We start from the raw sequence: 17509 nt of genomic DNA, 5'->3' as shown, positions 1-17509 counted from the left end.
AGTAAAAAACCGCCTTCTCACATCCCTGGTCTCAGGAATACAAGAAGACGGTTTGAGGATTTTTATTTTATCGAGGTGCAGATTATTTTGCTGCGGCTTTCGCTGCCTTTGCTGCTTTTTCTTCCTCCCACAGTTTGTCTGCTACAGGAGCCCATTCTTCTGCATAATGTACGCATTTGCTGCAGAGATGTTCCGATGTTTCCTGGGACTGGAGGTCTGTGGAATGTGCACCGGATTCCTTGACGATACGCTGCAGGATCTCCGGATTCTCCAGCATCGGGCATGGACGGAGCATGTTGTCATTGAATGGCTGGTTGTCATGGTAAGCCATGAACAGCGGCTGTTTCAGGATCTCGAGAATTGTATTCTCGTGAATATTTCCATTAGAGTAATGAATAAATACGCATGGTTCTGCATCACCGTTTGCATTAATATGGAAGTAGTTTCTTCCACCTGCGATACATCCTCCTACGAATTCACCATCGTTCTGGAAGTCCATGGTAAAAATTCCAGGGCCGTGTTCCATATTACGGATCTCTCTTACACGATTTTTCACATAAACACGCTGTTCCGGATTCAGAAGCAGATCAACGGAAGCCGCGTTTCCAACCGGCATATAGTGGAAATACAGAGCGTAACGGCATCCTTTGTCGATGAGCATCTGGATGAACTCTTCACTGGTAACACTCTTGTAGTTTGCGCTTGTGTAGCAGATAGAGGTACCAAATACAAGTCCGTGCTCTTTGAGCAGGTCCATCGCATGCATAACTTTGTTGTATACACCGTTTCCACGACGCATGTCGTTTACGTCCGGCTCACCCTCTACGCTTAAGCCAAGGAACAGGTTTCCGACTTCCTGCATCTGTTTGCAGAGTGCTTCGTCAACCAGTGTACCGTTGGTATATGCAAAGAAGACACAGTCGTTATGTTTTCTGCAAAGTTCGATGATATCTTTCTTTCTTACCATCGGCTCTCCGCCTGTCATCATGTAGAAATAAACGCCCAGTTCTTTACCCTGTGTTACGATAGAATCCATATCCTCAAAAGAAAGATTCAGTTTATTTCCGTATTCTGCTGCCCAGCATCCTGTACAATGCAGGTTACATGCGCTGGTCGGGTCCATCAGAATGATCCACGGAATGTTGCAGTTATGGATCTTTCTCATCTCACGGATGGTTTTGGTTCCATTGTAAAGAGCCTCAAATCCAAGATTCATCAGTGTGGTCTTGAGTACATTCGGGTGGAGATCCTTTACGATCGATGTCACGTAACGGTTCAGTGTGTATTCCGGATTACAGGCAACTCGTCTCAGATAATCCCAGTTTACTCCTGTCTGAAAATCTTTCATATGTTTCTCTGCAGTGTCAATGATCTTTTCGTATGCTTCCTCCGGGTTCTTGTTTACCTGTCCAATTGCATAATCAACTACTCCTGAAAAAACGGTCTTGGCAGCTGCATGTGTAAGCTTATTCATTACAATTTCCTCCTCTGTTCCATCTTCCCTATTACTTTATCCGATTTACTGGATCCGCATTCCTCAAAATGGAAGAAAGCCCTCAGGTGCTTGTTATTTTTTATTTCTTATATTATATTCGCGGATTCTTTCCTTTTTCAATGGACAAAAAGAGGTCGATGGTAAATTATCTTACCACCGACCTGATCTGTAAGGTATTGTATTTTCTTTGTTATTCTACGTAATAAACATAAGAAGCTTTTCTTGGTGCGGCCTTCGGAGCATCACCGTCTGCATAACCGAGGATGCAATGTCCGATTCCTTCATAATCGCCCTCGATTCCAAGAGATCTGAGGAGTTCTTTGCCTTCTTCACTCTCGAATTCTTCTTTGGCTCTGTGGATCCAGCAGCTTCCGATTCCCTGTGCTTCTGCTTCCAGCATCAGATTTCCCATAACGAGGCTTCCGTCATAAATGTATGTCGGACGTGCCTTGTCAGCCAGCACGATCAGAACGACCGGTGCGCCGTAGAACGGATCGATCTCAACTCCCATGATCTTTGCATTCATGGCAGAAAGTTTATCGCGGAGCTCCTTGTTTGTCACAGCAATGATGATCGGGGACTGTTTACCCATTCCTGTTGCCGCGTAGGTTCCTGCTTCGATGATCTTCTCAAGTTTGTCCTGCGGGATCATGTCGCTTTTGTATTTGCGGATGCTTCTTCTGCTTTTGATCGTTTCAAGTACGTCACTCATGTTTTTTACCTCCTATTTCTTGCTGCGGTATGCTTCTGCTTCCCAGTGTGTAATGAAATATGTAATGTCATCTGTCATCTGCAGTGCTCCGCCAAAGCTCTCTGCATATACTGCAAGTTTGATGGCATCTTTGACCAGGAGCTGTGCTTTTGCAGCTTTTCCCTTGTCATCTTCCATGATAAAGCCGCCAACGCCCTGTACCAGAATGAGGCGTGGTTCTTTGTCATTCTCTTTCATAAATGCGTCCAGTGCTTCTTTTGCCTGATCGATATTCTCTACAAATAACGGATATGGTCCGCAGTACACAATATGATCCGGAGTAAATGGTTTCAGAAGCGGTGCTGCTGATGCTTTGTCCTTTACGAAATTGTCCATTTCTGCTGCCGGCACAACTTCCACCGCATGTCCCAGTAATTCGGAAAGTTTCTGCGCAGCCTGCTCTTTCTCCGGTGTGACAGCTTCGCTTACGTCAGCGGTTCTTTTAACCTGTTTCTCTAACTTACTGATGACGCCGTCAAATAAAACGCCAATCTCCTCCACAGTATCTGCCGCAACAAAAATGCCGTGATTCTGAAGCAGAAGAACCTGAACATCCTTTCCGGTTTCTTCTTTGTAGGCGTTCATTTTCTCGTAACAGATGCGTGCAAGTGTATATCCCGGTTTGCAGATATCGATCCAGAGAACATCTTTGCCCAGAAGTTCCTCGCAAAGTGCCTGTGCGCCCTTTCCGCAGGTCAGGCCGTTGACAAGAGTCGGGTGAACATGCAGTACATAAGTATAGGCAAATAAATTGTGGAGCAGTGCTTCTACGCTTGGACGTTTGGTCTTGTCATCGTCTGTCACCGCCGCCATGACATCAGCAAGGTATGCAGATTCACGTTTCACGTCATCGGACGGATACTCTGTTTTCATGATTTCATTCAGGCGTGCTCTGCTCATCTCAACAAATTCTTCTGCCTTGATTGTGGCAAGCTGTGTGCCTGAGCCCTTAACATAAAGTGTTGTGTCATCCTTGACAGAAGTATTTCCCCCACCAGCCAGAACATAAGCCGGATTACTTCCGTATGTGTTGGACATTTTTACTAAAGTTGAAAGATCCATAATTGAAATTCCTCCGTTTTTTTATCATTATAATAGGTTTTTGCTAATACCATATCTGCTATCTATCATAGCACATAAACAGACTTTCTGGGATGTTATTTTACAGATTATTCATAGAATTTTCTACTAATCATCCAAACTTACAGATTCTTAAGTGTTTCAAATGGAATCGTTCCGCCAAACAGATCCAGGGCACTTCCGACGGTCACATCAAGTCTGCCTTTGCCGTGAAGCTTCAAAAGTTTGATGTCCTGCATGCTTCCTACACCACCGGCATAGGTGATCGGGCGTTTCTGGTATGCGGAAAGGAGGTCCGCGAGTTCTGTCTCGATGCCGTTTGCCTTGCCTTCTACATCTACTGCATGAACGAGGAATTCATCGCAATGGCTTCCGAGTTCTTCCATCACTTCGAGGGTTACCGGTACGTCGGTAAATTTCTGCCAGCGGTCTGTGACGATGAAGTACTGGTTGTCTTTTTTGCGGCAGCTGAGATCAAGTACGAGATGTTCTCTGCCTGCTGCCTGTTCCATCCTGGCGAGGTTTTCCCAGGAAAGTCTGCCGTCCTTAAAAACATAGGAGGTGACGATCACATGGCTTGCTCCGGCGTTCAGATAGTCCTGCGCGTTTTCCGGGCAGACACCGCCTCCGATCTGGAGCCCTCCCGGATATGCCCTGAGAGCCTTAAGTGCCTGGTTTCTGGTGGCTTCGTAGTATTCAGAATCTTTTCCATTCAGAAGGATGACATGTCCGCCTTTCAGTCCGGCGTTTTTGTATAATTCTGCATAAAAAGTCGCATCCTGTCCGGATACGAAGTTTTCTTTTGCCTGGTCTCCGGCATCCTTGAGGCTGCCGCCTACGATCTGTTTTACTTTTCCATTATGTATGTCGATGCATGGACGAAATTTCATAGTCTGTTTCTCCCTTCAATATAAAACCCCCGGATTCTGATAGGTCCAGGGGTTTTGCATGATCCTGTTCAGGTTTTCCTGAGGATATCATAATATGGTTTTCTGTTTCATGCAAGCGTTTTTACTTTATCATGCTAAATTATTAAAACCGATATAAGATCTTATCGTCCCTCTACTGCATTTCCAACGGCATCGCCGACATCTTCCACCGCGTCACCCACGCCGTCGCCGAGATCTTTGACTCCGTTTCCGAGTGCACCTGATACTGTATCGTCGTTGTTGTCTGCATTATTATTCATATTTTCTGTATTGTTTTCTGCTGTTCCGGCTCCGTTTTCTGTCACGGTTCCGTTATCCCCGGTTCCTTCTGACATCGTATCGCCATTGTCTATCGCAGCATCGTCTGCACCAGAGTTTGCGTCTGCATTGTTTCCATTGACATTGTCGTTTGCCGTAGTATCATCCGCATTATCGCCCATCATATCATTTTCTTCCGTCACAGTTCCGGTCTCATCGGCTGCATTATTATTGTTTCCACAGGCAGTCAGCATTCCAAGCGTCATGATAAGCAATGTACCTGTCAGGATCCCTTTGAATTTTTTCATTGTCATTCTCCTTTACCATGGATTTTATCTTGTGGTAATAATATGTACCGGATTTCGAGATCCTATTCTGGAAGAAACTGGAATTACATAAAAAGGCATGTGCCACAAAAGACACATGCCCATGAAATTTTAATCTTCTTTTACATAATTTGCACCGAGTTTTGCAGGTACGTTGAACTGTTTTCTACATACGGTCAGTACGATGACCAGAATGTACGGCAGTGCACTGAACAGCTCACTCGGAACAGAGGAAGTTCCCATCGCTCTGACGAAGATACCAAGTGCATCGGAAATACCAAAGATGATTCCAAAGATCAGCGCGCCGACCGGATTCCAGTTTCCGAGGAAACAGATACCGAATGCAATCCATCCACGTCCGCCGATGATCTCTGCATTGTACATGCCGACGTTGCACAGCGGATAGTAAGCTCCGGCGATACCGCCAAGGCATCCGGCTACTGCTACTGCAAGAAAACGTGTACGTGTTACATTGATACCGGCCGCATCTGCTGCCTCCGGGTTTTCACCACAGGATCTCATGGACAGACCAAGAGAAGTCTTGTATATCACAAAGAAAATGATCGGCACCAGAATATACGTAAAATAGGTTACCAGGTTCTGGGAAAAGATCGCCTGTCCAATGATCGAGATCTTACTCAGAAGCGGGATCTTGATCGTCTTGAGGATGTTTACCTTAAGCGGTACTGTCTGGATACCAAAGATCACACGGTAGAAAAATGTACAGCATCCTGTCACAAGGATCGCAACAGCAGTTCCCATTACGATCTGGTGCTGATGCATGTAAATCGTCGTCACGCCATAAAGCAGTGACACGATCAGTCCGCATACCATCGCAAGCAAAAATCCGATCAGAAGATTTCCGGAAAGATAAGCTCCGATAAATCCTCCCCACGCGCCAACGAGGAAAATACCCTCGATCGCCGTTACCATCATACCTGTACGTTCTGCCAGAACCTCACCTAATGCGCCCAGAACAAGAGGCGTACTCATAAAAATAGCTCTTGTAATCAAATTCACAAAAATCTGCATACTCAAACCTCTCCTTTCTGGATCTTCTGTTTCTTCATGCTTCTGACTTCCAGTTTCTTTCTTACAAAGAAGGACATCAGTACGAACAGCATTACGAAACCGAGCATTACATCAATAACACTTGCCGGCGCATCTGTAGAATGGCCAAGTGCAGTACCTCCGACCTGGAGAGTACCAAACAGCAGTGCCGCAAAGATGACACCGATCGGGTTGGCATTTGCCATGATCGCAATACCGATTCCATAAGAACCGATATCGGATTCCAGTCCGGTAAGAAGCATATGCTGCATGCCATTGATCTCAGTGAAACCTGCAAGACCTGCAACTGCGCCACTGATAAAGAAAGCCAGCATGCACTGTGTTTTCGGATTGATACCCGACATTGCCGCTGCATCCTGATTGAATCCCATAACACGGATACGATATCCCATGGAAGTACGGTACAGGATGAACCAGATCACGATCGCTGCTGCAACCGCGATCACGATACCAAGTGAAACAGAAGTTCCATTGATGATCTTTGGCAGCCATGCGGAATTATCAATGTAGTCTGTTTTTAAATATTCATGCTTTGACTCCTGGAGAACAGTTCTCAGAAGGAGCTGCATAACATAAGTAATAACATAGGTAGACATCATACTTACAAGGAACTCATTTGCATTGAATTTCGCTTTGAGGAATCCAATGATGAATCCTGTAAGACCGCCGCCGATCATACTTGCAAGGCAGGCAGTGATCAGAACGACCGGTCCTGGGACTTTGGTCTGGAGCTGCAGTGTCACTGCAACCGCACAGATACATCCAACATAAAACTGTCCCTGTGCACCGATGTTATAAAGGTTTGCTTTGTATGTAAAAGCGAATGCAAGACTGGTAAGGATCAGAGGTGTTGTCTTTACCAGGATATTTCCCATGGAAAATTTATCTGCAAACGTTTCTGAAAGCATGATCTTGAGAGATTCTACCGGATTTACACCAAGCAGCGGCAAAAATGCAAAACTGATCACCAGTCCAAGGATGATCGCCAGAACGGTCCACAGCAGAAGCTCTGCTACTTTTTTCTGTTGTTTCATGATTCTGCACCTTCTTTCTCAGGCTGTACACCAGCCATCAGCAATCCGATCTTTTCTGTTGTAAGTTCTCCGTTTTTGAAGATTCCCATGATCTTTCCTTTATAGAGAACCGCAATCCTGTCGGAAAGTGCAAAGATCTCTGAAAGTTCTGTCGAAACAAGAAGAACTGCTTTTCCCTTGTCTCTTTCCCCAAGGATCGTCTTATGTACATAGTTGATCGCACCAAGGTCAAGTCCACGGGTTGGCTGGTCAAAAATGATCAGCTTGTCACCCATATCAACTTCACGGGCAACGACCATCTTCTGCTGGTTACCACCGGAGAGGCTTCCTACCGTAACAGTGTGGTCCGGTGCTTTGATCGCATATTTTTTGATGCTGTCTTCTGTATAACGGTGAAGTGCTGACCAGCGGATCAGTCCGTGATTGACCCATTTGTTCAGGTAACTGGATTTGAGGAGCATGTTTTCGGACATGGACATCTCTGCAACCATTCCATAACGATAACGGTCTGCTGCCGCATATCCCATACCAAGTTTGATCCTGTCTTTGACAGATTCGTTTGTGACATCCTCTCCGTCCAGTTCGATCCTGCCGGATGTGATCGGGATTCCTCCGTAGATCGCCTCACAGAGTTCCTGCTGTCCATTGTCGGAAACTCCCGCAAATCCAAGAACTTCTCCCTCATGGATCTCAAAATTGATGTCTTCCAGAAGCGGTGTATGGCCCTTCGGCTTAATGCTTAAGTCTTTGACCGCAAGGCGTACTCTGCGATTGCTCATATCTTCGGTTCCTGGTTTTTCCAGGGTTTCCAGTTCATGACCGATCATCATATGTGCAAGTTCTGTTTCAGAAGTATCTGTCTTCTTTACAGTACCGCAGATGCTTCCGTTTCTCATAACAACGATCGTATCAGAAACCGCCATAACCTCACGCATCTTGTGCGTGATAAATACTACAGAATTGCCTTTCTCAACATAGCGGCGGACAAACTCCATCAGCGTATCGATCTCCTGAGGCGTAAGTACAGCAGTAGGCTCATCCATGATCAGGACTCTGGCATTGAGATAAAGCGCCTTGAGGATCTCAACTTTCTGCTGAGTTCCTACGGAAAGATTCTTTACATACTCTCCTGCCGGAACCTGAAATCCGTACTGCTCTGCAAGCGCCTGGATCTCTTTTTCTTTTTTCTTGATATCCAGCTTTCCCTTACAGTTTCCGAGAATGATATTCTCTGTAACTGTATGTGCCGGAACCAGTGAAAAATGCTGCTGGATCATGGAGATACCAGCGTCCATTGCTTCTTTTGGTGTTGCGATCTTGCGTTCTTTGCCGTCGATCCAGATCTCTCCGGATGTTGCGTGGTACAGGCCATACAAAATCTTCATGATCGTACTCTTACCGGCTCCATTCTCTCCCAGAAGAGCTACAACTTCGCCCTTGTGGATCGTGATGGAAACATCATCATTTGCCAGTACTTTGGCAAAGCGTTTGGTAATGTGTTTCAGTTCTATAACAGGCTCATTCATGATTTCGCCATCCCCTTTCCTTATAAAATTGACAGTGCCAAAAGGCACTGTCAATCTGGAAACTCATATTCTCATCAACGATTGTTATTCTGCTTCAGAGAAATACTGTGTGAAATCGATCTTGCCATCTGTGATATCCTGTGTTGCCTGCTCAACTGCACTCTTGCATTCATCTGAAACTGCATCTGTATAGATTGCTTCAAATACGCCTTCTGCTACGCCGACTTCCTGAGCACCTTTCAGTTCACCGGAAGCGATTCCTTCAACGATCCAAGGATAAACATTTGACCAGTTCATATTTACAGAAGCAACTACACAGTCGCTCTCGTCGTTCTTATTAGCTGCAAATGCAACGAATTTGGCACCTTTTTCTTCTGCAGACTGAACAGCACCGGATGCACCTTCGTTGGAATAGCAGAATACGGTATCAGCACCATTGTCGATCATCTGGTCTGTCATGGATTTGGTTACGGAAACGTCTGTCCATGTATTCAGGAAGGATCTGTTTGCCTCTGCACCTTCGATTCCTCTTTCTTCTGCAACTTCTTTGGCTGCGCCTTCGTATGTATCAAGAAGTTTGACCATTGCTGCATTGGACTCGCCGCCCTCTGTTGCAAATTTACCATTTTCTGTTGTGTATCCTGCGATGATACCTGCAAGATAGGAACCTTCATATTCTTTCGGGAATACAGGAACCATGTTGTCAGAATCGCTTGCTGTACCATTGATAACAGTGTATACAGTGTCCGGATACTGAGGTGCTACTGCTGCACTAGCCTCATCAAACTGGCTTCCTGCTGCCATTACCAGATCATAGCCTTTCTCGCCATATTCTGTAAAGGTGGATTCAAATTCTTCTACCGGAACGGATTCAACAACTTCGATGGAGGTGCCAAGCTCCTCGTCACATTCTTTCGCTCCTGCATTGTTGCTTGCATTCCAACTCTGGTCATCAATGCTTCCCGGAAGGATCAGAACGATCTTCATTCCTGCATAATCTGCATCGTCTGCCAGTACCGGAACTGTCATAGTTGCTGTGAATAATACTCCACAAAGTGCTGCTGCTAATGCTTTTTTCATATTGAATTTCCTCCTTTTTCCCTCAGTTCTCCGGCTGATGTGTCACTTTTCAGTAACTTTTTTTGTTTTTTATTTAATACACGACTTTTGATATAGTTACTATATCACAAAAATTTTGAGAGTTCAATAATATTTTTGTACAATTAGTCGAATAGTTTTTTGTCTACTTTTTTAGTTTTTCGACATTTTCAACAGGCCTGTTCAGTCAAAGTTACGCCAAATGCAAAAAGGCGCAAACACCATATGATGTTTACGCCTTTGTAAATTCGATTGTTCTTTGATTGATGAGGTCATAATAGCACAATATTTTTTTGATTGCAAGAACTTTTTTTAGTTTTTGGCATGTCAAAAAAGCGTCCTGATGTTATTTAGCCCTCGATCACGTCAGCCATATCATATCTTCCTGCCGGTTTGCCTGCGAGGAATTTGGCTGCCTCTACTGCGCCTTTGCCAAAAACAGCTTTGGAATATGCAGTGTGCTTGAATTCGATCACTTCATCCGGACCTGCGAAGATCACTTCGTGGTCACCTACGATAGTTCCGCCACGGACTGCGGAGATACCGATCTCCTTATCGTCACGCATCTCGCGCTTCTGGCTTCTGTCATAGACATAGTGATAATGGTTATCCATAGCTTCGTTAAGGCTGTCTGCAAGTGCCAGAGCTGTACCGCTCGGTGCATCTACTTTAAGACGGTGATGACGTTCTACGATCTCCATGTCAAATCCTACTGTTGCAAGAACTTTGGCAGCATCCTGAATCAGTTTGAGCAGGGTGTTGATGCCAAGGGACATATTTGCGGATTTGAGGACAGGGATCTTCTTTGCTGTCTCCTCTACTTTGGCAAGCTGTTCTTCAGAAAGTCCTGTTGTGCAGAGTACAACCGGAAGGTTACGCTCTACGCAGAAATCCAGCAGTGCATCTGCTGCCTTGGCTGAAGAAAAGTCGATCACTACATCTGCCTCTGTCTGACATGCTTTGATATCTGTGAATACCGGATATGTGGTGTTTCCTTTGTCTGCAATATCGATTCCGGCAACGATCTCTGCATTTGCATCCTTCGCAACCAGATCAGAGATTACCTGACCCATATGTCCACAGCATCCGTGCATAATAATTTTTACCATAATCTTAGTTTCCTCCGGGGTATCTTAAGCAAGTTTGATTCCAAAATTTTTCATTGCTTTGATCAGTGTTTCCTTGCTTGCTTCTTCCATCTCGCAAAGCGGCATACGAAGCGGTCCTACATTCATTCCCATAAGGTTCAGAGCAGTCTTGACCGGAATCGGGTTTACTTCGCAGAAAAGTGCATTGATCAGCGGGATCGCATCGATCTGGATCTTGGCAGCTCCTTTGGTGTCTCCCTCAAAGAATTTCATTACCATATCATGAGTTTCCTTCGGTGCAACGTTGGAAAGTACGGAGATAACACCCAGTCCGCCCAGTGAAAGGATCGGAAGTACCTGATCGTCGTTTCCGGAATACAGTTCCAGGTCTTCGCCAGCCAGCGAAACTGTCTTGGCGATCTGGGAAAGGTCTCCGCTTGCAGCCTTAAGACCTACGATGTTCTTGACATTCTTAACAAGAGTGGCAACAGTTGCCGGCTGAAGATTACATCCTGTACGGCTCGGAACGTTGTACATAATGATCGGTGTCTCCGGTACTGCGTTTGCTACTGCAGTATAGTGAGCGATGAGTCCCTTCTGAGTTGCCTTATTATAATAAGGAGTTACTACCAGCAGAGCGTCTGCTCCGTAGGATGCTGCTTCCTTGGACATCATGATCGCAGTTTCTGTGCAATTAGAACCTGTTCCTGCGATAACCGGAACACGTTTGTTTACTTTGTCAATTGCAAATTTGATAGTTTTGAGATGCTCTCCATGTGTCATGGTTGCAGACTCACCTGTGGTACCGCAGATGATGATCGCATCTGTGCTGTTGGCAATCTGATACTCGAGCAGTTCTTCCAGTTTGTCGTAGTTCACCTTTCCGTCTTCATACATAGGGGTAACGATCGCTACACCTGCACCTTTAAAAATTGCCATTTGAACTCCTCCTTTATTCTTCTGTAATTTAATATATTCTGATAATCTGCCGGATGCTCACTGCTGTTCGCAGGAGTGATGGACTTCCTCGGAATTCAGTGTGGTTATCGTATCCACATATGGCTTAAGTTCCTCCGGAAAATTCCAGCCGGTCATTACTATATGCATGGACTCGTCCTTCTGTTTCAGAATGTCTATAATGGCATCTACCGTGACGATCCCACGATCCAGAAGTCCCAGAATCTCATCAAGCAAAAGAAAATCGCATTCCTGTGTCACAACAACCTTGCGGGCAAAATTCAATCCGTTGAGGATATTGGATCTCTCCTCCGCTTTCTCTTCCTCAGTGAGCTGTTCATAACAGCAGTCCCTCTTTTCAAAACGGAAAATCTTGAAATCCAGATTGTCCAGATCCTCCAGAAAATCCAGTGAACGCTTCTCACATCCCTTCAGGAACTGGATAACGATCACACTCTTGCCCTGCACCGCTTCACGGATGCTCTGTCCGATCGCGAGTGCGGTCTTGCCCTTTCCGTTTCCACAGTATACTTCTGTTAATTCTCTTTCCATAACTACTTCCTCTTAACGTTGGTAAAACTAATCCTTGCATTAATGGTTTTATCTTACCTCAGTTCCGGCAAAAAAGCAAGCTGTATCTGTCCTCCGGACGTTTCCCAGATATTTCCTAATCTACGTACTCCAACTTGCTCACGGATACTTCATACGCTATGCGCTTCTCGGACTGATTCTCACCGATACGCTTCATATATTCCCTGCTCTGGATCCTGCCCCACAGAAGTACATGTCCGCCTACTGCAAACGCCGAAGCATATCGCGCATTTCTGCCCCAGCAGATGCATGGTATGTAATCTGATTTTCCGTAAGGCCGGTTCACTGCCAGCAGGATATCTGCAATTTCTCTTCCAAGAGGAGTCTTGCGGTAAACCGGCGGTTTGCATATAAAGCCATCCATAAAGATCTGGTTGACCGGAACATTTTCATCGTCCTCCTCCACAAACTTCACTTCACGCGCAAAGACAGAGAGCACCAGTCGATTGTGCTTCTCCTCATGGCGGTTATAGGAACGAAACTGTCCATGGATTTCAATATACTCTCCTATATAATCCTGTGTGACATCGATCAGACGCTCTGACACCATGACCGGGATCCTGTCCTCAGAATCACTCAGACGCTTGACGATCAGCTCCATTGTATAAAAGCCCTCGCCAAACACCAGATGACTGAATGTAAAGCCTGTATCAATTTTTCCCATGATCGATACCTGATTGTTTTCAATGATTTTGTCTGCCATAAATAGTTCTCCTTCCTCTTTGGGTATTTTGTTTTTTATAGAACTATGAATATGAAGGCTTATGCAGATTTAGAACTACTTTTAAAAAAAATTTTTCTCAACACCTTGTAATCTGCGAAAAATGTGGTAAACTGGAATGTCGTATCATGGAAAAAACACATTAATATAGAAGAAAAAAGAAAGGATTTCGATTTTTATGAATATCAAACGCGAAGATGTACGCAACGTAGCCATTATCGCCCATGTCGATCACGGCAAAACCACCCTGGTAGACCAGCTTCTGAAGCAGAGCGGTGTATTCCGTGAAAACCAGGAAGTTCAGGAACGTGTCATGGACTCCAATGACATTGAGCGTGAGCGCGGAATTACTATTTTGTCCAAGAACACTGCTGTCCACTACAAAGGAGTAAAAATCAACATCATCGATACCCCAGGCCATGCAGACTTCGGCGGCGAAGTAGAGCGTGTACTGAAAATGGTCGATGGCGTTATTCTTCTGGTAGATGCTTTTGAGGGTGCTATGCCTCAGACTAAATTTGTTCTGAAGAAAGCTCTGGAGCTGAACCTGCACGTTATCGTCTGCATCAACAAGATCGACCGTCCGGAAGCACGTCCTGATGAAGTTATCGATGAAGTTCTGGAACTTCTTATGGACCTTGAAGCTTCTGACGAGCAGCTTGACTGCCCGTTCCTGTATGCTTCTGCAAAAGCAGGCCATGCAGTTCTTGACCTCGCAGATACACCGGAGAATATGGCTCCGCTGTTTGAGACAATCCTGAAATATATCCCGGCTCCGGAAGGTGATCCGGAAGCTGACACACAGGTTCTTATCAGCACCATCGACTACAATGAATATGTAGGACGTATCGGTGTAGGTAAAGTAGAGAACGGTAAGATCGCAGTAAACCAGGAACTTACCCTTCTGAACCATCACGACCTTGACAAACGCAAGAAAGTCAAGATCAGCAAACTTTATGAATTCGACGGACTGAACAAAGTTGAAGTTAAAGAAGCATCTGTAGGTTCCATCGTAGCGATCTCCGGTATCGAAGATATCCATATCGGTGATACTCTCTGCGGCGGCGACAACCCGGAGGCAATTCCATTCCAGAAGATCTCCGAGCCTACGATCTCCATGAACTTCCTCGTAAACGACAGCCCGCTTGCAGGACAGGAAGGTAAATACATCACTTCCCGTCATCTGCGTGACCGTCTGTACCGTGAGCTCAATACAGATGTCAGCCTTCGTGTAGAAGATACTGAAACTACCGAATGTTTCAAGGTTTCCGGACGTGGTGAACTTCACCTTTCTGTCCTGATCGAGAACATGCGCCGTGAGGGTTATGAATTCGCAGTAAGTAAACCGGAAGTTCTGTATCACACAGACGAACGCGGCAAGAAACTTGAACCAATGGAAATCGCTTACGTTGATGTTCCGGAAGAATTTTCCGGTACCGTTATCCAGAAACTGAGCGAGCGTAAAGGTGAACTCCAGGGAATGAGCACAGCCAGCGATGGTTCTGTCCGCCTGGAATTCCATATCCCGTCCCGTGGACTGATCGGTTTCCGTGGAGAGTTCCTTACTTCCACCAAGGGTACCGGTATCCTGAATACAACCTTCGATGGATATGCTCCATACAAAGGAGATTTCCAGTACCGTAAACAGGGCTCCCTGATCGCATTCGAAGCAGGTGAAGCTGTTGCATATGGTCTGTTCTCCGCACAGGACCGTGGAACACTTTTCGTTGGACCTGGCGAAAAAGTATACAGCGGTATGGTCATCGGACAGAATGGTAAAGCTGAAGACATCGAACTGAATGTCTGCAAGACCAAACATCTGACCAACACACGTTCCTCTTCCGCCGATGAAGCTCTGAAACTGACACCGCCTAAGGTTCTCAGTCTTGAGCAGGCGATCGAGTTTATCGACCAGGATGAGCTTCTTGAGGTTACACCATCAAGCCTTCGTATCCGCAAGAGAATTCTTGATCCCAGAGAAAGAAAACGTGCTGCATTCCGTAAGCAGTAAGAGTAAATCACAGGACACGCCGCTGGCGTTCCCTGATATACAGAGCAATAAAAGAATCGCCCTGAGTCGTAACATTTTAACGGCTCAGGGCGGTTTTATTTGTAAAAATTCAATTATCGGCAGTCATACCTGAAATTTACCGGATTCCCAGTTTCCGGTACAGTGCTGCTTTCACCTCATCTGCTGCAAAAGCTGTGTCCACTGCATTCTTCATCAGGAGCGGAAGTTCTTCATCACGGATCCCGTAGGTTCTCTGGATGAAATCCAGTTCTTTGGTCAGATTTGTATTGCTGACTGTCCGGTTGTCGGTGTTGATCGATACCTTCAGTCCTGCATCCAGGAATTCACGGAGCGGATATTCTGCGGTACTGTTGACTGCTTTTGTCTGGAGATTGCTGATCGGGCACATTTCGATTCCTATGTTTTTCTCTGCAAGTGCTCTCTCAAGTTCTTTATGACCACGCATGGCGATACCATGTCCGATCCTCTTTGCTCCGACCTGCACAGAATCTATGATATTCTGAGGATTTCCACATTCTCCTGCATGGAGAGTAAAAGGTATCCCCAGTTTCCCCGCTTTTGTAAACAGTTCCATGAACTCCGACATTGGATATGCTGCCTCTGCTCCAGCAAGGTCTGCTCCGCATACACCGGAACCGAGATATTCCCTTGCCGCCTTGAGCATACGATAATTCTCTTCCTCGCTATGATGGCGCATTGCACAGGTGAGTACTCCGTACTCTACTCCAAAATCTTTCCTGCCGCGTTCCAGACCACTAAGAAGTGCTTCGATCACTTTGCTGCAGTTCATATCCTCTGTCTCTGAGAACAGCGGAGCGAAACGGATCTCTGCATAGCAGACATTTTCCTGGCTCATGCTGCGAAGTACATCATAACCGGCTTCCGCAAGTCCCTGTTCGTCCATGAGGCATCGGCCCGGGATGTCAAATTTCTCAAGATATTCGGCAAGACTCGTACAGTCGTCAGAAACTGTAAGTTCTTCCTGGCTGACCTGTCTTCCAAGTCTTTTCTCTATAAATTCTCTGCTGAGTGAACCGTCCAGATGACAGTGCAGCTCTACTTTTGGCAGTTGTTTCAGTTCTTCTTTCGTCATATTCATTCTCCTTTTCCTTCCATTTCTGAAAAGAACTGATCCGGCGGGCATCACGAGACTGCACCTGAATCAGTTCTTAATTACTTTGAATCAATGTTTCTGTTGTTTCTTTTTCTTCAGAAGCTGAACCTTTGCCTCAAGAAGTTTCTCTCTGGAAAGTTTCGGCTCGGAAGATTTTTCCTTCAGTGGTTCCGGCTTGTGGAAGCTATTATCGTATTCTTCTCTCATGTCTTCTTTGTGGTTCTTCTGAAGTCCTCTGTTTGTCAGTTTCCTGATAATATCATAGAGTACGCCAAAAAGCGGAACCGCAATGACCATTCCCACAAGTCCCCATAATCCGCCAAACAGAAGAATGGAAAACAGCACCCAGAAGCTGGAAACGCCTGTTGTGTTTCCGAGGATCTTCGGTCCAATGATATTTCCATCTACCTGCTGAAGAATCACGATAAAGATGAGGAAATACAATGCCTGCCACGGGTTGTCAAGAAGAAGAAGTAATGCACACGGGATTGCACCGATAAAAGGTCCGAAAAACGGTATGATGTTCGTCACACCGATGACAACGCTGATAAACGCTGCAGATTCAAATCCCAACAACGTTGTCCCTGCAAAACAGATCACACCGATGATTGCAGAGTCGATGATCTTGCCAACAAAGAATCCATTGAACATCTTGTCTGTGTAATGGACTTCTTCCTCGATGATCTGTGCCCATTTGTTCGGGAATATACCATACAGGAGAAGTTTCGCCTGTGCGCCAAACAGTTTGCGGCTGGCAAGGAGATATACTGCAATCAAAAATCCGAGGAACATATTCTTGAATACACTCAGGACTTCAATCAACTGTACGGTAAGATTCCCTATAATCCCCTGAATTGTCTGCATCATACTGGAATTCGCACTCAGAATGTCATTCAGACCACTTTCAATCTGTGAAGAAAAATGATTAAAATATGCCTGAAGCTGCGGCTGATCCTGGAGCACCTGATCTATCATACGATTGCAGTATGCAAGCCGTGCCGGAAGGATACGGATGATTTTGATCGTACTGTCCCATACCTGCGGTAAGATCAGCAGGATCAGCAGAACTACGAGAGTCACTGCACATATGATCGCTATTGCAATGGAAAGAAACTTCATTCCCTTTTTCTGTTTCTCAGTTGCATTTGGAAACCATTTCAGGAATCTGTCATCCATCCGGTTGCACATCGGTGCAAGGATATAAGCGATCAGTGCGCCATACAGGAATGGTTTCAGGATATTAAAGATCACGCGGATTCCTGCTGCGATACTCTGGCTCTGGTTCAGGATATACATGATCGCAAATCCAAACGCCAGGACTGCTGCACCTGTAATTCCAAGTTTCACGTATTTTGTGTTTTCATTCTGTTTCAATAATCATGCCCCCTGAAGCTTAACGCTTCCTTTGTTCCACATAAGATGTATGTGGTTTTTGTTT

16 protein-coding genes are annotated in these 17509 nt (G+C 45.5%); 1 reads left to right on the top strand and 15 read right to left on the bottom strand.

The window, feature by feature from the left end; all coding sequences use genetic code 11:
• Nucleotides 1-82 precede the first annotated feature (82 nt).
• The 13 genes from DXC01_RS05430 to DXC01_RS05370 all read right to left on the bottom strand — a co-directional run bounded on the left by DXC01_RS05430 (nt 83) and on the right by DXC01_RS05370 (nt 12907).
• Complete coding sequence (locus tag DXC01_RS05430) at nt 83-1474, bottom strand: radical SAM protein (RefSeq protein ID WP_118698463.1); 1392 nt, start codon at nt 1472-1474, stop codon at nt 83-85.
• Nucleotides 1475-1685: 211 nt separating this feature from the next.
• Nucleotides 1686-2207 (bottom strand): nitroreductase, encoded by a 522-nt coding sequence (locus DXC01_RS05425; RefSeq protein WP_022214069.1) that lies wholly within the window; start codon nt 2205-2207, stop codon nt 1686-1688.
• A 12-nt stretch (nt 2208-2219) separates the two neighbouring features.
• Nucleotides 2220-3308, bottom strand: a complete 1089-nt coding sequence (locus DXC01_RS05420) for a class II aldolase/adducin family protein (protein WP_022214070.1) — start codon at nt 3306-3308, stop codon at nt 2220-2222.
• Nucleotides 3309-3448: 140 nt separating this feature from the next.
• Nucleotides 3449-4216 (bottom strand): phosphoribosylformimino-5-aminoimidazole carboxamide ribotide isomerase, encoded by a 768-nt coding sequence (gene hisA / locus DXC01_RS05415; RefSeq protein ID WP_022214071.1) that lies wholly within the window; start codon nt 4214-4216, stop codon nt 3449-3451.
• A gap of 161 nt (nt 4217-4377) precedes the next feature.
• Nucleotides 4378-4821 carry a hypothetical protein gene (locus DXC01_RS05410; protein WP_022214072.1) on the bottom strand — a complete coding sequence of 148 codons (444 nt, stop codon included), beginning with the start codon at nt 4819-4821 and terminating at the stop codon, nt 4378-4380.
• Nucleotides 4822-4950: 129 nt separating this feature from the next.
• Nucleotides 4951-5871: an ABC transporter permease gene (locus tag DXC01_RS05405; protein WP_022214073.1), complete on the bottom strand. Its 921-nt coding sequence runs from the start codon at nt 5869-5871 to the stop codon at nt 4951-4953.
• 2 nt (nt 5872-5873) lie between these two features.
• The gene (locus DXC01_RS05400; protein WP_022214074.1) at nt 5874-6944 is read right to left on the bottom strand and encodes an ABC transporter permease; all 1071 of its coding nucleotides are present in this window, start codon (nt 6942-6944) and stop codon (nt 5874-5876) included.
• Nucleotides 6941-8470 carry an ABC transporter ATP-binding protein gene (locus DXC01_RS05395; RefSeq protein ID WP_022214075.1) on the bottom strand — a complete coding sequence of 510 codons (1530 nt, stop codon included), beginning with the start codon at nt 8468-8470 and terminating at the stop codon, nt 6941-6943. The genes DXC01_RS05400 and DXC01_RS05395 overlap by 4 nt, the downstream gene beginning before the upstream one ends.
• Nucleotides 8471-8554: 84 nt before the next feature.
• A complete protein-coding gene (locus DXC01_RS05390) occupies nt 8555-9550 on the bottom strand; it encodes a BMP family protein (RefSeq protein WP_022214076.1) in 996 nt (331 codons plus the stop codon).
• A 368-nt stretch (nt 9551-9918) separates the two neighbouring features.
• Entirely contained in the window at nt 9919-10677 is a 759-nt protein-coding gene (gene dapB / locus DXC01_RS05385; RefSeq protein ID WP_118698462.1) for a 4-hydroxy-tetrahydrodipicolinate reductase, read from the bottom strand.
• Between the two features lie 24 nt (nt 10678-10701).
• Nucleotides 10702-11595: a 4-hydroxy-tetrahydrodipicolinate synthase gene (dapA, locus tag DXC01_RS05380; RefSeq protein WP_022214078.1), complete on the bottom strand. Its 894-nt coding sequence runs from the start codon at nt 11593-11595 to the stop codon at nt 10702-10704.
• A 57-nt stretch (nt 11596-11652) separates the two neighbouring features.
• Nucleotides 11653-12165, bottom strand: a complete 513-nt coding sequence (locus tag DXC01_RS05375; protein ID WP_022214079.1) for a cob(I)yrinic acid a,c-diamide adenosyltransferase — start codon at nt 12163-12165, stop codon at nt 11653-11655.
• 115 nt (nt 12166-12280) lie between these two features.
• The gene (locus tag DXC01_RS05370; protein ID WP_022214080.1) at nt 12281-12907 is read right to left on the bottom strand and encodes a single-stranded DNA-binding protein; all 627 of its coding nucleotides are present in this window, start codon (nt 12905-12907) and stop codon (nt 12281-12283) included.
• 196 nt (nt 12908-13103) lie between these two features.
• On the opposite strand from DXC01_RS05370, the gene typA reads away from it, so the two are divergent.
• Nucleotides 13104-14936 (top strand): translational GTPase TypA, encoded by a 1833-nt coding sequence (typA, locus tag DXC01_RS05365; RefSeq protein WP_022214081.1) that lies wholly within the window; start codon nt 13104-13106, stop codon nt 14934-14936.
• A 136-nt stretch (nt 14937-15072) separates the two neighbouring features.
• Here the strand turns inward: typA and add are convergent, their stop codons facing one another.
• Entirely contained in the window at nt 15073-16050 is a 978-nt protein-coding gene (gene add / locus DXC01_RS05360) for an adenosine deaminase (RefSeq protein WP_118698461.1), read from the bottom strand.
• A 90-nt stretch (nt 16051-16140) separates the two neighbouring features.
• The gene (locus DXC01_RS05355) at nt 16141-17445 is read right to left on the bottom strand and encodes an AI-2E family transporter (RefSeq protein ID WP_243111553.1); all 1305 of its coding nucleotides are present in this window, start codon (nt 17443-17445) and stop codon (nt 16141-16143) included.
• Nucleotides 17446-17509: the final 64 nt, after the last annotated feature.

Origin of the sequence: Blautia sp. OM07-19 (assembly GCF_003481595.1) — a bacterium.
In the GTDB taxonomy this organism is placed as follows: domain Bacteria; phylum Bacillota; class Clostridia; order Lachnospirales; family Lachnospiraceae; genus Blautia_A; species Blautia_A intestinihominis.
Note: the sequence above shows the minus strand (reverse complement) of the source record. Positions and strands in the feature narration are given on the sequence as shown.

What these genes read in the sequence shown, in the direction of transcription:
- dapA (WP_022214078.1), bottom strand. Translation starts at nt 11,595, where the DNA reads ATGGCAATTTTTAAAGGTGCAGGTGTAGCGATCGTTACCCCTATGTAT.
- DXC01_RS05425 (WP_022214069.1), bottom strand. Translation starts at nt 2,207, where the DNA reads ATGAGTGACGTACTTGAAACGATCAAAAGCAGAAGAAGCATCCGCAAA.
- DXC01_RS05375 (WP_022214079.1), bottom strand. Translation starts at nt 12,165, where the DNA reads ATGGAAAGAGAATTAACAGAAGTATACTGTGGAAACGGAAAGGGCAAG.
- DXC01_RS05390 (WP_022214076.1), bottom strand. Translation starts at nt 9,550, where the DNA reads ATGAAAAAAGCATTAGCAGCAGCACTTTGTGGAGTATTATTCACAGCA.
- hisA (WP_022214071.1), bottom strand. Translation starts at nt 4,216, where the DNA reads ATGAAATTTCGTCCATGCATCGACATACATAATGGAAAAGTAAAACAG.
- DXC01_RS05395 (WP_022214075.1), bottom strand. Translation starts at nt 8,470, where the DNA reads ATGAATGAGCCTGTTATAGAACTGAAACACATTACCAAACGCTTTGCC.
- typA (WP_022214081.1), top strand. Translation starts at nt 13,104, where the DNA reads ATGAATATCAAACGCGAAGATGTACGCAACGTAGCCATTATCGCCCAT.
- DXC01_RS05410 (WP_022214072.1), bottom strand. Translation starts at nt 4,821, where the DNA reads ATGAAAAAATTCAAAGGGATCCTGACAGGTACATTGCTTATCATGACG.
- DXC01_RS05405 (WP_022214073.1), bottom strand. Translation starts at nt 5,871, where the DNA reads ATGCAGATTTTTGTGAATTTGATTACAAGAGCTATTTTTATGAGTACG.
- DXC01_RS05430 (WP_118698463.1), bottom strand. Translation starts at nt 1,474, where the DNA reads ATGAATAAGCTTACACATGCAGCTGCCAAGACCGTTTTTTCAGGAGTA.
- DXC01_RS05370 (WP_022214080.1), bottom strand. Translation starts at nt 12,907, where the DNA reads ATGGCAGACAAAATCATTGAAAACAATCAGGTATCGATCATGGGAAAA.
- DXC01_RS05400 (WP_022214074.1), bottom strand. Translation starts at nt 6,944, where the DNA reads ATGAAACAACAGAAAAAAGTAGCAGAGCTTCTGCTGTGGACCGTTCTG.
- dapB (WP_118698462.1), bottom strand. Translation starts at nt 10,677, where the DNA reads ATGGTAAAAATTATTATGCACGGATGCTGTGGACATATGGGTCAGGTA.
- add (WP_118698461.1), bottom strand. Translation starts at nt 16,050, where the DNA reads ATGACGAAAGAAGAACTGAAACAACTGCCAAAAGTAGAGCTGCACTGT.
- DXC01_RS05420 (WP_022214070.1), bottom strand. Translation starts at nt 3,308, where the DNA reads ATGGATCTTTCAACTTTAGTAAAAATGTCCAACACATACGGAAGTAAT.